Source organism: Pseudoalteromonas piscicida (assembly GCF_000238315.3).
In the GTDB taxonomy this organism is placed as follows: domain Bacteria; phylum Pseudomonadota; class Gammaproteobacteria; order Enterobacterales; family Alteromonadaceae; genus Pseudoalteromonas; species Pseudoalteromonas piscicida.
On sequence record NZ_CP011925.1, the window covers coordinates 949,990 to 963,897 of the forward strand.

Consider the following 13,908-nt stretch of genomic DNA (forward strand, 5'->3'; position numbering starts at 1 on the left):
CGATGTCTGAGAGCAAAAAACAATTCCATAAAAAACTTGAGCACTGTTTATGCCCGCCGGGTGATGGTGTGTTTACAGTAAACACAGCGAAAGAAAGAAAAGACGCGCTAAGACAAAAGCTATATGGACAAACAGAGGGTGTGGATACGTTATGGAAAGCCTCACTGGAAAAATTGGGCGAAAGTGAACATAAAGCGGCAATTCTTGGGATCAGTTCAGATTGTGGCGGTGGTATTTTACGCGGCGCCAACTGGGGTCCACTATTTTTGCGTTCGACATTAATAGAGCAACAGCCGCAAACGAGCGCGTTTGACCTTGGCGATGTGCGTGTTATTCCACATTTACTACATGACAAATATTTAAACGAGAGCACGATCAGTAATTGTCAAAAGGCACTTTATGCTGACCCTGAGAGTGATTATTACGTCTCACCATTATCTATTACAGAAGATGTGTGTGATGGCTTTTACGAAAATTACCCAGATAAAGGTGTGTTTGGCATTGGTGGTGATCACTCAATCAGCTACCCGTTAACAAAAGCGTATCTTAAAGCAAAGCGTGCTCGTGGTGTAAAAACAGCGATTATCCATTTTGATGCTCACACGGATTTACTTGTTGAGCGCTTAGGTATCGATTTATGCTTTGGCTCTTGGTGTACGCATATCCTAGAGTTTTTACCTGCACCCCATCACTTAGTACAATTTGGGATCCGCTCGAGTGGCAAACCTAAGTCTCATTGGGAATCTACATTCGGCGTTAAGCAGCATTGGGCTCATGAGATCAGAGAGCGTGGTGCACAAGCGATTGTAGATGAAGTTATTGCACAGCTAAAGGCTGACGGTGTTGAAGAGCTTTATGTTAGCTTTGACATTGACGCACTTGATGAAGAGTTTGCTTCTGCAACGGGTACTCCAGAGGCAGGCGGTATGACTCCAGACGAAGCGATGTTAATTCTACAAGCGCTGCGTGGTGAGTTTAAAATCACAGGTGCAGACATGATGGAAATTGCCCCATTTACCGATAGCTCTCTTGTTGGACAAACGAGCTCAGAAACCACGCTTAAAGAAGGTGCTAAGCTGAGTGCATTTCTAATCGATGCTATCAACAATAGCTAAAGTAACTATTAACTCTGTGATAGGCGGGGGGATCCTTGTCTATCAATCATTCGCTTCGATAAATTAGCCATAACTCCCATCTACAAGAAGCCATTCTATCTCTTTAAAAATTGCTCAACCTTTAAGTTAAGACTATATTATTCAAGTAGCTATGGGGAGAGTTTCATGAAGGGTGCACGCTCTTTTGGTCTTTGTATTTTGCTGATGAGTTTCAGTGCGCTTGCCTATACGCTAAATATAGTCACTGAGAACTTTCCTGACTTCCAATACCTTAATGAAAAAGGAGAACTAATTGGGCGTTCAGCGGATAAAGTTAGGGCGGTGCTTGATGACTCTGGCATTGATTACACCATCAACGTACTTTCATGGCCTGCGGCCTATAATGCTGCATTAAGAAAAGAAGATACCTGTGTGTTTTCAACAGCCAGAAATACCATCCGCGAAAATGAGTTTACTTGGGTATTTCCAATTGATACGTTTTCCACCTCTTTTTATGCGCTACGTGAAAGCAAAATCAAGCTGAATAAATTAGAAGATGCGCAAGCTTATCGAACAGCGGTTATCTGAGACAATTTTAGCCACCAATTTTTAATGGAGCATGGTTTTCAAGAAGGAAAACAGCTGATCCTGATTAATTCTTTTGATAAGGTTTTTGAGCTACTCAAGACACGCAAAGACTTTGTTGATTTGGTGATATTAAGTGATGCCCAGTTTAGGTTTCGAAGTGCAAAAGAGCATACGGCTCAATTACTTGAGCCGGTATACACATTAGAGCAGTTTAATACATCACTTTATTTGGCTTGCAATAAAAATGTTCCCAAGCATATTCTTGAAAAGCTTAAGGACACCTACAACGCGCTTTATGCAGCCAAATAAGCTTAGAGAAAGCGGGTTATTTTTTTATATCTGGCCACTGAAAGCCGTGGAAGGTATCTAGATACAGTTGCTCCACTTTGGTTCTTGCCCAAGGTGTGCGACGCAAAAACTTGAGACTAGATTTAACGCTTGGGTTATCTTTGAAGCAGTTGATATCTACGGCGGCAGCCATTTCTTTCCAGCCTAGTTGCTGCTCAAGTTTTACAACGATCTCTTCTAACTTGATACCGTGAAGGGGGTTATTCGCTTGGGTTGTCATCTTTTACTTCTATATAACTTTAGATATTACGCCTAGTTTACCCTAATTTTATCCGAAATTTCAGGTCTTATTGGTGCACCAGACGCGTCAGCTTTTACCCACACAAGTTTGCCATTGTCTTCGTTGTACTTTTTCGTTGCACAGACAAACAGCATGTCAAACTGTAGCAATAGTGCGCCTTCGCTATATGACTTTCCTTCATACCAACAGACTTGCTTTGGTATTTCTCCATATAACCTCAAATCAGTGGGCGTTGTAGCCAAAACAGGCAGTGAGATCAAATTAACAGCGATTAAACAAATTAAAAACTTCATCAAATTTGGTTTTTTGAACTAGAGTGTTAAATGACTATAGAAGAATAAGGAAAAATGACAATGGCATTAGACCAAAAATTGTTGGATGAGTTGACCTTACTAGCTAGATTTCCAAGACATAGTTTGCATCAGGGGATAAAAATTCATAGCAGTGCGCCTGAAGGTATACAAGGTGCAGCGATGCGACTATTTGAAAAAGGGGTCATTGACAGCCCAGATGGGGGTTATTTGACTGATCTTGGTCACGACCTTATTGGCCATTTTGATCATGTCTATAGCGCACTGAAATAACAAACGCTCGTTTGATTGAAAGAGTGATACGCTTAGCATATCACTCTTTTTAATTGGCTTATCGCTTACTTGCCTTATTGTGCGTCTAATTGATTGTCAGGCGCCGCATCAGAAAACGCATCAAGCGTATTACAATATTCGTACACTCGACTGATCTTAGGAAATGCAGTCATATCTACTTTAAAGCGCAGTGCATTAAATACTTGTGGTACTAAACAAACATCCGCGAGTGTGGGCTCCGTGCCAAAGCAAAATTGACCGTCGCCAATCATAGGCTCTAGCTTTTTAAAGCCTTCGATAACCCAGTGGCGATACCACTCATTTTTTTGTTCATCAGATGCGCCTAGCTCACTTGATAGATATTTAAGCACACGCAGGTTATCGATAGGGTGGATATCACAGGCTATGGCGTAGCAAAAGTTTCTTACCTGCGCTTTTTGCCAAGGATCTTGTGGTAGCAATGCTTGGCCAGTTTGGGTTTCTTCTAGCCACTCCAATATCGCTAAAGATTGTGCAAGAACGCCATGCTCAGTTTCCAGAGCCGGTAGTAACCCTTGACCGTTTTTACTTAAATATGCCTCGCCGCTTTGCTCCGATTTAAGCAAGTTTACTGGGACTAACTCGTGGTCTAATCCTTTAAGGTTTAAAGCAATACGCACACGATAGGCTGCAGATGAGCGAAAATAAGTATAGAGTTTCAACATAATCTTTATGCTCCTTTAAAGTACTTTTTAATGCCTTTCCAGCAATCAGCATAGTTAGGCTGACGCGCTTTGCCTTCTAAAGCATACTTAGTTGGAGAGATAATGTAACGTGACTCAAACATAAACGCGAGTGTGTTTTCATAGCGCTGTGGTGCAAGCTCTGCGTTGCTCGCCTTTTCAAATACATCAGCTTCTGGCCCATGAGGAGACATACAGTTGTGTAGACTCATACCACCTGGCACAAAACCATGTTCTTTAGCGTCGTAAACACCTTCGATTAAGCCCATAAACTCACTCATGATATTACGGTGATAATAAGGCGGACGGAATGTATTTTCTGCCACCATCCAGCGCGGTGGGAAGATCACAAAGTCTACGTTTGCAACACCAGGTGTGCCTGATGGAGAAGTAAGTACAGTAAAGATTGACGGATCTGGGTGGTCAAAGCTTACGGTGTTCATTACATTAAATCGCGCTAAATCATATTTGTATGGGGCGCTATTACCTGTCCATGCAACCACATCAAGCGGTGAGTGGCCAATCTCAGAGCGGAACAGATTACCATTAAACTTTGCAACGAGTTCAAAATCGCCTTCTTTGTCCTCAAAGGCGGCAACCGGGTATTGAAAGTCACGTTCGTTGGTATAGCCATTCGCACCAACAGGGCCTCGCTCAGGCAATATATAAGGGTGTCCGTAGTTTTCACAAATATAACCACGCACCGTATCGCTTAAAAGCTCTACACTGAATTTGATACCACGAGGGATAACGGCAATCTCACCTGGTTTAATTGCGAGTTTTCCGCACTCGGTGTGTAAAATGAGTTCACCTTGCTGTGGGACGAATAACAGCTCGCCATCCGCATTATAGAAATAACGACCTTCCATTGATGCGTTAGCAACATATACATGAATACCAATCCCGCTTTGGCCATTAGCACTGCCGTTAGCAGCCATCGTTACTAAGCCATCGATAAAATCTGTTTTTTCTTGTGGTATATCGATAGGGTTCCAGCGCAACATGGAAGGAGGGGTAACGGCTTCAGTTATTGGTGCTGTGCGCAATAGGCCATTATCCATAGCTTCATATTCACCTTGTAAAACAGAAGGGCGAATACGGTAGAACCAATTTCGACGATTATCAGCACGAGGCGCTGTAAAAGCGGTGGTGTTATATTGCTCTGCATAAAGATCGTATTTTACTTTTTGCGGTGAAAATTGACCAATCGGTAAAGCGCCCGGCAGTGCTTCACTTTCAAATTGATTACCAAATCCAGTTAAATATTGAAGTTCTTGGCTCATGTGTCTCGACTCCTTTGTGTTTTATAGTAAGATACTCTCATGTGAGAGTATTTTCAATATTTGTCATCTAGTCGCTCTGTAAAGTTATAGTGACAGTTGGGAGTGTAAAATAATGTCTAAAAATAATGAAAAGCTGCTGAATATAAATGAATTTTTGCCGTATCAGCTCGTTTCACTGTCAACAAAAGTGAGCAATGACTTTGCACACGTCTATGAACAAAAGGGAGAGTTAACGCAGCCACAATGGCGGGTGTTATCACACGCAATACAGAAGGAGGGGATCACCGCTAAGCACATTTGCGAACTGGCAAGCATGGATAAATCAACCGTTTCAAGAGCAATTAAGCAGTTACAAGACAGAGAATTGATTGAGATGTTAGTGAGTCCAAGTGATAAACGTGCAAAAACTATTGCAGTGACAGAGCAAGGGAGAGTGCTTTATCAAATGTTAACGCCGTTTGCATTGGCATGGGAAGCTGAGCTACTTAGTTGTTTTAGCGATGAGCAGAAAGAGAAGTTCGTACAACTACTGAAATTATTACAGTCTGCAGTAGATGAAAAAGAGCTTGCTCATTCATTTAGAGCAAGCTCTATATAGTAACGTACCGCTGAATGTTATCTCGTACGGTTTTCTGTACATGATATTATAGTCATATAGATCATGTAGAGCATGGATATTTCAAATGCGCTGCTTTTTAGTGAATGATTGGATAGAGAGATGATTAAAAAATCAATAGCTATGCCTAACATTGTGACTAGAAAGCTGATAAAAGCTTTACGTTTTAACATAATTTATCCCTTATTATATTGATAATCCTTTCATTTTAACATTTAGCATGGTTTATTGCTCAGAAACAATGATTTGTCCTGATCCTATTTTACTTAATGTGAGGAGTTTATAAAGGCTTGGTTGTGGTTAATTAGGTGAAAATAACCTTAAGCTGGATTAAATATAAAAAAGGCCAACTTTCGCTGGCCTTTGGGAGATTATCTAATTACGTGTTAGATATTAGAAGTTGTAGCGTACGCCGATCTTGATGCGATAAGTTGAGTCTTCTGCTTCAAACTTATAGTCGCTAGTAATCGGTGCGCCGATGATGTACTTACCAGTCGCAGGGTCGATATCCATATTTAGCGTATTACGAGTGCCAAAGTCTTGCGTATAAACTTTACCAGCTGAAGAATCAATCAGGTTTAGTAAGTTGTTCACTACGAAGTAAACTTCACCTTTATGATCTTTAGTGAAACCTGGAAGTTCCTGAGAAACATACAGATCCATAGTCGTAGTCCAAGGCGATGTAGCCGCACTACGGTCAACGAAGCCACCTGCATAGCCAGACAGACCTAAGCTCTCATAATGAGCAAGCACTTCTGCCTCAGTTGTACCTTCGTAACGAAGTACGTTTGCATCGTTTGCCGTTGGAACATAAGCTAGGTAGTTACCGCCGAACGTTGAACCAAAGCCTGAAGGCTGAATTAGATCTTGATCGAAGAAGCGACCACCAGTTAGGTTTTGCCATCTTGTTAGGTGGCTGTATGCTGAACCTGAACGGCGTTCAAAGAATAGATTGAAATTCGTTTTATAGTTTTCAATGAACTCTGTTGAATAGCCAAGGTTTAGGACAAAACGGTGCTCAGTTTCATAAGAAGAAGTACCGATTTGTGTTTCTTGGTGATCTAAGAAGTGACCGTAGCGGTAGTTACTACGACCCGTTGACGAACCACCTGGGTTACCTTCAGTGATATCTTGGTGAGTATAAGACATATCAAACTTGAAGCCATTATCCCACGTTTTAGAAAGACCAGTACTTAAGATAATTGAACGACCGTTTTTGTCTGCGTTCGTTAGCATAATCTCAAGTTCACGGGTATCGTAGAATGGTAATGCACCATCAGCTGTAGAACCTACTACATCGCCTTCTTGAAGAAGTGCAGTATTCACCCATTCAGCGGTATTTTCTTTATCTGTGAAGATAGCAGTCGTAGTCCACGCGAATCCGTCACCAAGGCCTGGGATGTCAAGTGTTACATCCGCATTTAGCATATAAGTCCATTGTGATGGAATGTCGAAGTTAGGATCGATAAAGTTCGAAACTGAACCACGATTCGCATTGTTAATACCTTCGATAGCTTCTGGCGGAATAGTATTTAGGATATTTGCTGGAGCAGTAACATCACTAGCAGAGAAGTTTTGACGACTGAAGCCATCGTTTGAGTAAGAGTTTGAGATCCAAACGTTAGGGTTACCACCTGCATAACGACCTACGCTACCACGGATAGTGACGTCTTCGTTCATGTAGTAAGTGAAACCTGCACGAGGCAACCAAATGTCAGCGCCATCTAGGTTATAAGTGTTATCAAAACCCGTTCTGTCAAATACGTCTTGGTTGAACGCTGGTTTGTCGTCAGAGCCTAAACGCTCGTAACGAAGACCAAAGCTAAACGCTAGTTCATCGCTGAAGTCCCAACGGTCGTTCACGTATAGTGCAAGGTCTTTACGTTTGAATGCCGCTGCAACTGCATCAGGGTTATTGCCGATACCGTTGCTGTATGTGTATCTTGAAATTTGGCGTGCAGCAAAGTCTTCTAGGCTGTTAAATGTGATAACACCCTTTGAACCATCTAGATAAAGGTTTTCAACGTCTAGAATGTCATACTTGATACCGAACTCTAGTGTATGTTCGTCAAGTAGGTAAGTACCGTCAAACTTGAATGTTGTTAGGTCGTTTTCTAGTGAGTTTGAGTGGCGGCTAGCATCTGAACCAAAGCTGATGTCACCTGTAACACCATCACCATCTACGTCGATGTTGCTGATGCTGATATCACCTAAACCAAGTGCACTATCAAGTGAAATCTGACCAGTTTCAACAGACTTGCTTGTGATACTGATTTGTGTTGAGAAATCATCTGTCCAGTCAGAGTATAGCGTTGAGCTGAAGTTATTTAGTTTCTCAGATTTATTGTACCAATAAGTGCTTAGGTGTAGATTATCAGCATCATCAGTCATGTTATTTGTGCGGTTACCTTCATTGAACATGTAGATAAAGTTTGCACGATGATAGTCGTTGATGTTCCAATCTAGTTTGATGATATATTTTTCATCTTCTAGTTGTGGTTGGGTGTCTGCACCACCGATGTTATCAACACCATATACTTCAGAAGCAATTTTGCGTACTGCAGCTAAGTCGTTTTGTGTGATTTTTGTCTCGTTAGCGCCAATACCAGAACCTGCAGGGCCCCACTCAATTGACTGAGGAGATTCATACTTTTCGTAAGCACCGAAGAAGAATAGTTTGTTTTCGATAAGAGGCGCACCGATTGAGAAACCATAGTTCTCTTCTTCAAACTCTAGTGGAACTTCTTTACCATTGTTTTTTGGAGTACCAGCCCAGCTGTCAGTCATTTTCTCATAGAAAACGCTACCGGTGATTTCGTTAGTACCAGACTTAAATACCGCGTCAACGTTACCGCCAGTAAAGCCGCTTGATTTAGCATTTGTTGGTGCTACTTGAACGGTTACTTGGTCAAGTGCGTCTAGAGGGAATGGGTTACGTTGTGTTGGGTAACCACCAGAGTTAAGACCGAAGTCATCGTTTAGCGGAATACCATCAACAGTAATAGAGTTTGTACGCGGGTTTGAGCCTGCGATTGTCATTGAGCTGTCGCTACCAGGTTGGATAACAACTAGCGGGTTATTTCTTACTACGTCTTTAATATCACGATTGATACTAGGTGTGCTCTTGATTGCATCTGCACCGTAATAAGTGTCGTTTGCAGAGGAGTTAAATAGTACTGGAGTGCCAGTAACTACGATAGACTCCATTTGCAATTCGCTTAGCTGCTGGTCGATCTTTTGTGCTTCACCTAGTGATAGGTAAACGTTACGCAGCTCAGCGTCACGGAATTTGTTTGAGTCGATAGTGATGGTATATGGACCACCAACGCGAAGACCTGATGCGTTGTACGTACCAGTGTCATTCGTTGTAACAACGCGGCGTGTACCTGTCGGTTCGTGAACGATGATAATCTTAGTGTCTGCAGCTGGATTACCTTGAGGTCCTACAATCTGTCCTTTAATAGACGAAGATGTATCTGCCGCAACCGCCATGCCACTCATGCCTAAACTTGCAGCGATAGCAAGCGTAAGTGCATTTTTGCGAAGTTGGATTTTCATTATGTTGTTTCCCGTGTTAGTAGGTTATTTTAAACTAATGGTTAACTGTTATTTTATTTGCTGACTTCAATGATGAAACCAGCGGTTTAGAATTAGGATCATAAATTTGGTTTAATAGGCCAGCTAATCTAATGCCACCTTGTTGCAGCCTAAATTTAATTGTTGGCATATATTTATAAATGTAACCGTAACTTATTTCAGTTTCATTGCTGTTATAAACTTTTTCAGCAATATTATTTGACTCAAGCAACCAATCTGCTGGCGAGCTGTCTAAGTATTCAGCAATTATTTCATTATTTGTGGTTTGAATAAAACGTGTAAACTCGGTAAATGAAAGATTCTCATTTTCGATTAATTTGGTGTCCCAAGTGCTGTGTAAGTTTGAATCACTGCCAAAAAACTTTACTTTAATCATGTTACCGCCACGGTCTTTGCCGCGACCTGCGTGAAACGGTTGATGGCTGTCACCTACAAGGTGAACTAGGAAACGGAATGCAAAACGCTTTTCATCAATTGATTTAGATTCTGATTTTAGCGTATTGATGGAATAGTAGATGCCATCTAGGATGTGTTTTACTTTCTCTTTGTCATTCAAATCAGCATGAACGTGCTCATGCATTGCTTTTGGGTTGTCGATGTTGATGTAATGCCACTTCGAAGATTGTTTACGCCAAAACGTGCTTGGATCCGAACGCATCTCATCAGCCCAAGTTGAAATTTCAGCCAGAGAGTCACCTTCTAATAAAGGTTGAATCGCAACGCGAGTCTGCTCGGTTAAATGTGCCTCAGCCAATTCGGCAATGATCCTATGACCATTTTGACCCCAGGCGTGTGCACTTGACGTCGTTATAGTCATCCCTACAGCGAAAAGTAATGACAAGCTTTTACGTAACATTTGTATCTCTTGTAGAAAAGGGAACAATCTTCCCAACCGAAAAGTGAGGCCAATTGTCCGTATTTTTCAACAAAATAAAAGGACTCAATAAGATTCATAATTTCTTGTCAATAAAGTAATAAATTCATGTGCTTATGAGTTATTGGTAAAATTACCTATTGCAATGAGTAAAGAAAATTGATCTAATAGCGGTTAAGAAAGGATAGGTTATTCCAATTAGTGATATATAGTAACATTTTGACTAGTAAATCAACAATTGTATCTTTGTTGTTTATAAGCGCATTATTGTGCTGGATTTTAGGGGCTCGGTTAATATCGGCAAAGCCTCTAACTCTTGATCCCGTCGTCCAGTATTCAAATACCTGCAAAACACGTTCCGTGTCCAATATCAACACGTTAAAAATACATGTTCCGATTAAAAGTCTCGCGTTAGACGTATTAGTTAGAGCGTGTGAAGATGAAGTGGTCACTAGGCAATATGGGCAGGTGAAAGTGTATTGGGGAGGAAGTCTCGCTGAGCAAATAGAGTTTCTTGCGAAGGGGATCGCCGATCTTATTTTAACGAAAGACAATATCATGTCGGCTTTGATGGCTGAATCAACGCATAGTTATAAGCCTGTTATCGGTTATCCAGCTTATTCCGCCTTTTTTATCTCAAACACAGAAAAACCTAAATTATCTAAATCGTATTTCTTAGATAAAAAAATAGGTTTGCTTGACTATCCAACAAGTCGCTCTGGCCACATATTACCAAAAAGTGCGTTTAAAGAGTTAGATATCGATATCAATGCGCTCGATATTACCTATTTAAGCTCGCATCAAGCGCTCCGCGATCGGTTAGCTGCTGGCGAGGTTGATATTATAGCTTCTTATTGGTCCGAAGAAGATGAGCCGCGGTTTTCGAAGAATTACATTACGCCAATTGCCAATAATGTTAGTGGCAGTAAATGGTATTTAAAAATGAACAACAATAACACTGATTTAGCTTGTGCAATGCAGGGAATTATTAACCAGGTGGCTCAATTAAGAACATCTAGTTACTTTGATAAGGTAGATAGATACTGGCAATGTGAAGCCTTACCTTATGGCTTTATCGGAGAAGAAGATGGAAATTAGCCAGCGTAATATATCCGTTTTTATTGCTTTGGCGTTATTGTTTAGCGGTATTTTCTACATTTCTCAAAGTATTGAAACTAAGCGGGTTTTGAAGCAACAAAAAGAAGCGGTTGCGCTTCGTGTTGCTATTGATATGAATCGTTTACCTGTCGCAGATCCTTTTTTACATTACGCAGGTAATGAAACTGAGTTAAGAGAATATATAAACTCACTCAATACTGTGTTAGACGCTCAAGATGCCCGTTTAACTGTTCTTGATATTAATACGTCTGGAGCAGGACAGGGTGAAAAAAGTGAAGTGCTAACATTGTCTGCGCCGCATAGAAACTTCTATGTTGCGGTCTCATTAGATGATACCAAACCAAAATCAGCCTATATTTTTCCACTGATTATGGCGTTTATCGGCGTTGCAGTATTCAACTGGGTGAGAAGAAAAGGTATTGAGGCGAAGGTAAGTTCAAACCAAGCGCTAGAAAAGTTACCGGAATTTAAGCTTGTTATTGATTTGTATTCAAAAACAGTAACGACGAATAGAGACAAACTAGTAACTGTCCAGCTTGCCAACAAACCATTATGCTTCTATTTAGCGCTTGTTGAGTTTTGCGATGTAAATCCCGATACTGTTCTCAATCAAAACAAAGAGATGCCAAAGGAGTTGTTGGATCTCGCTGATAAATATTTTTACCGTTTAGTTGAGCTTGGGCATACCATTAGAAAACGACCCAACTTTACTAATAGTTTAGAAAAAACATTAAGTGAAATTAGAGCTGCACTGGATGAGGTATTAGACGCATTTCCTGAAAAAAAGGTGCTGTTTTATCCGCCGAAGGCGCATGGAGAAGGGTCTCGTTCTAAATTACATAGCTACGGACTGAGTGGAGTGAAAAAGTCAGATATTGATATTATTGGTAAATAGAATGAATGCATATAAAGCGGTGCATCACACCGCTTTATATGAGGTGCCTTTTTATAAATCCACGGCCTTTATAGGACTATTCTTTTGGAAGTAATCTTTGAGGACCTGTGCATCAGTTAGGTCGGTAGCGGTATATTCTGGAAGATGATTAATCTTTGGATAACCGTCACCACCAGATGCGTTATAACTATTCACACTCATGCGGTAGGTCTTACCGTCAGTCAATGACTCGCCCGCTATGCGAACATTGGTTACCTTATCGTTCTTGATATCAAACGTAATATGGTTGAACTGTAGGTAAGCACCAGAGTCTGGTGGGAACTTGGCGACAATGTTTAAGTAGTTAATTAGGTCGCTTGCTTTCCAGTCTATATAAGTAATGCGATTTTTAAATGGATGAACTTTCAGCACATCTTTGTAGCTGACATCACCTTGCTCTATGCTATCTCGGATCCCGCCGCCGCTGATAATGCCAAAGTCTGCTTCGACAGCTGCCATTTGCGCGTTAATGATAAGATCTGCGAGGTTGCTTTGCTTAAATCTAACTGTACTGCGACGGCCATCTAAGAAACTATCAACGTATCCCACTGCACCAGCTATTTGCGCTTGCCCTTTTTTTTGAAAAGGTGTTAAAAAAGCGAGCATTTGAGGATCTTCTTGAATAGTTTCACCAATCACAGAACCCGCTTTATTTTTTAAGTTCACAGGGATTAAGTTATAGCTAATTAAGGTTTTTGTATCACCATCAACCCTAAATACAGCTTTACCCACATACTTACCCCACTCATGTGCTTGCATAATCCAAACACCATTTTGATTATCAGGCTTACATGTTTTGCCAGGAGCAAAAGCTGTGTCCTCGTTACCATTTTCGTCTACACAGACAGGTTCTTGAGAATGTCCACCAACTATCAAATCAAGCATACCTTTGGGAAGTCGGCGCGCAAGCGTTACATCACCGGGTGCATTGATACCATGATTGGCACCGTGATAGTGACCCATATGTGTGACAGCAATCATTACATCTGGATGATATTTGGCTTTGATCTTAGGTACCCAGTTTTCAGTGGCTGCTAAAGGCTCAATAAAAGTAAGGCCTTGAACATGTTTTGGATTGGCAATTTTAACGGTATCAATTGTCGTAAGTCCAAGGACTGCAATGGTCAATCCTGCACGTTCAATAATTGTGTAAGGCTCGTACGCTGGCATTTGATTTGTATTATCAAGAATATTTGCTGACAGTACTGGGAAGCTTGCCCACTCAATTTGTTTGGCTAGTACATCTCGAGTGTTATCAAATTCATGGTTACCAATTGCCATGGCATCGTAACCGAGTTTACTCATTCCCTTAAAATCAGGTTCGGCAAACTGTAAATCAGATTCTGGTACACCCGTGTTTATATCGCCTCCAGAAAGCAATATAACGGCATGTCCAGCTTTCTCTGCATCACTCTTTAATTGGTCAATTAAGGTTTTTCTGGCTGCCATACCATATTCACCTTTTTCATTTTGCCAAAAACGACCATGATTATCGTTGGTGTGTAATACGGTTAGGTATTCTGCTTGTTGCGACTGCTTAGGAGAGGAAAAATGGCATGCTGATAATAGCAAAGCCGTTGAAAGAATAAGTAAGTTGCGCATAATTTAGAAGCTATTTGATAAATTATGCGCGTATTCTAGATCATTATAATTATTTTAATAGTGCTAACACTCAAAATTGCTATATTTTCTGGCGTTTTGTGCCACCGCAGATACTCTTCTGTCCAGTTCAAACTTAGATAACTCACATTTTGCATGGTCTGTTTCTATCATCCAGTTTAAAAAGCTCGCTGGCAGCGTGGAGTATGGCTCTCCAGCATGAAGTCCAAAATCGCAGATATCATTATCCTGTTTCATCTATGTGCCCCTGTTGTTCTTTTTGCCATCGCCATGCTAACAAATTGGCTC

General features: G+C 41.0%; 15 protein-coding genes. 7 read left to right on the forward strand and 8 right to left on the reverse strand.

Translation table 11 applies throughout. The features are described 5' to 3' along the window. The first annotated feature begins 2 nt into the window (after positions 1-2). The 3 genes from PPIS_RS23585 (at position 3) to PPIS_RS25570 (ending at position 1,991) form a co-directional block, all read left to right on the forward strand. Complete coding sequence (locus tag PPIS_RS23585) at positions 3-1,115, forward strand: arginase family protein (protein ID WP_010373136.1); 1,113 nt, start codon at positions 3-5, stop codon at positions 1,113-1,115. 165 nt (positions 1,116-1,280) lie between these two features. Continuing rightward, a complete protein-coding gene (locus tag PPIS_RS25565; RefSeq protein WP_010373133.1) occupies positions 1,281-1,682 on the forward strand; it encodes a type 2 periplasmic-binding domain-containing protein in 402 nt (133 codons plus the stop codon). A gap of 24 nt (positions 1,683-1,706) precedes the next feature. Beyond that, positions 1,707-1,991 (forward strand): hypothetical protein, encoded by a 285-nt coding sequence (locus tag PPIS_RS25570; protein ID WP_010373130.1) that lies wholly within the window; start codon positions 1,707-1,709, stop codon positions 1,989-1,991. A gap of 16 nt (positions 1,992-2,007) precedes the next feature. Here PPIS_RS25570 and PPIS_RS23595 read toward each other — a convergent pair whose 3' ends face one another. After that, positions 2,008-2,250, reverse strand: coding sequence for a VF530 family protein (locus PPIS_RS23595; RefSeq protein ID WP_010373127.1), 243 nt, complete (start codon positions 2,248-2,250; stop codon positions 2,008-2,010). A 32-nt stretch (positions 2,251-2,282) separates the two neighbouring features. Next, positions 2,283-2,564 carry a DUF1496 domain-containing protein gene (locus PPIS_RS23600; RefSeq protein WP_010373124.1) on the reverse strand — a complete coding sequence of 94 codons (282 nt, stop codon included), beginning with the start codon at positions 2,562-2,564 and terminating at the stop codon, positions 2,283-2,285. Positions 2,565-2,624: 60 nt separating this feature from the next. Between PPIS_RS23600 and PPIS_RS23605 the strand changes: the two genes are divergently transcribed. Beyond that, complete coding sequence (locus PPIS_RS23605) at positions 2,625-2,855, forward strand: TIGR02647 family protein (RefSeq protein WP_010373121.1); 231 nt, start codon at positions 2,625-2,627, stop codon at positions 2,853-2,855. Positions 2,856-2,929: 74 nt separating this feature from the next. Here the strand turns inward: PPIS_RS23605 and maiA are convergent, their stop codons facing one another. Further along, positions 2,930-3,556, reverse strand: a complete 627-nt coding sequence (gene maiA / locus PPIS_RS23610) for a maleylacetoacetate isomerase (RefSeq protein WP_026000885.1) — start codon at positions 3,554-3,556, stop codon at positions 2,930-2,932. 8 nt (positions 3,557-3,564) lie between these two features. Then, the gene (gene hmgA, locus PPIS_RS23615) at positions 3,565-4,860 is read right to left on the reverse strand and encodes a homogentisate 1,2-dioxygenase (protein ID WP_010373117.1); all 1,296 of its coding nucleotides are present in this window, start codon (positions 4,858-4,860) and stop codon (positions 3,565-3,567) included. A 112-nt stretch (positions 4,861-4,972) separates the two neighbouring features. Here hmgA and PPIS_RS23620 point away from each other — a divergent pair, with 112 nt between their 5' ends. Further along, the gene (locus tag PPIS_RS23620; protein ID WP_010373116.1) at positions 4,973-5,458 is read left to right on the forward strand and encodes a MarR family winged helix-turn-helix transcriptional regulator; all 486 of its coding nucleotides are present in this window, start codon (positions 4,973-4,975) and stop codon (positions 5,456-5,458) included. Between the two features lie 411 nt (positions 5,459-5,869). On the opposite strand, the gene PPIS_RS23625 is transcribed toward PPIS_RS23620, so the two are convergent. Further along, the gene (locus tag PPIS_RS23625; RefSeq protein WP_010373114.1) at positions 5,870-9,034 is read right to left on the reverse strand and encodes a TonB-dependent receptor; all 3,165 of its coding nucleotides are present in this window, start codon (positions 9,032-9,034) and stop codon (positions 5,870-5,872) included. A gap of 34 nt (positions 9,035-9,068) precedes the next feature. Then, entirely contained in the window at positions 9,069-9,929 is an 861-nt protein-coding gene (locus PPIS_RS23630) for a S1/P1 nuclease (RefSeq protein WP_010373112.1), read from the reverse strand. A 378-nt stretch (positions 9,930-10,307) separates the two neighbouring features. On the opposite strand from PPIS_RS23630, the gene PPIS_RS23635 reads away from it, so the two are divergent. After that, on the forward strand, positions 10,308-11,045 hold the full coding sequence (locus tag PPIS_RS23635; RefSeq protein ID WP_248694136.1) for a PhnD/SsuA/transferrin family substrate-binding protein: 738 nt from the start codon (positions 10,308-10,310) through the stop codon (positions 11,043-11,045). Beyond that, a complete protein-coding gene (locus PPIS_RS23640) occupies positions 11,035-11,961 on the forward strand; it encodes a hypothetical protein (protein ID WP_010373109.1) in 927 nt (308 codons plus the stop codon). The genes PPIS_RS23635 and PPIS_RS23640 overlap by 11 nt, the downstream gene beginning before the upstream one ends. A gap of 51 nt (positions 11,962-12,012) precedes the next feature. On the opposite strand, the gene ushA is transcribed toward PPIS_RS23640, so the two are convergent. Together ushA and PPIS_RS23650 are read right to left on the reverse strand one after the other, a co-directional pair. After that, positions 12,013-13,602, reverse strand: coding sequence for a bifunctional UDP-sugar hydrolase/5'-nucleotidase UshA (gene ushA, locus PPIS_RS23645; RefSeq protein ID WP_010373107.1), 1,590 nt, complete (start codon positions 13,600-13,602; stop codon positions 12,013-12,015). 63 nt (positions 13,603-13,665) lie between these two features. Further along, the gene (locus tag PPIS_RS23650) at positions 13,666-13,857 is read right to left on the reverse strand and encodes a hypothetical protein (protein ID WP_010373105.1); all 192 of its coding nucleotides are present in this window, start codon (positions 13,855-13,857) and stop codon (positions 13,666-13,668) included. Between the last annotated feature and the right edge of the window lie 51 nt (positions 13,858-13,908).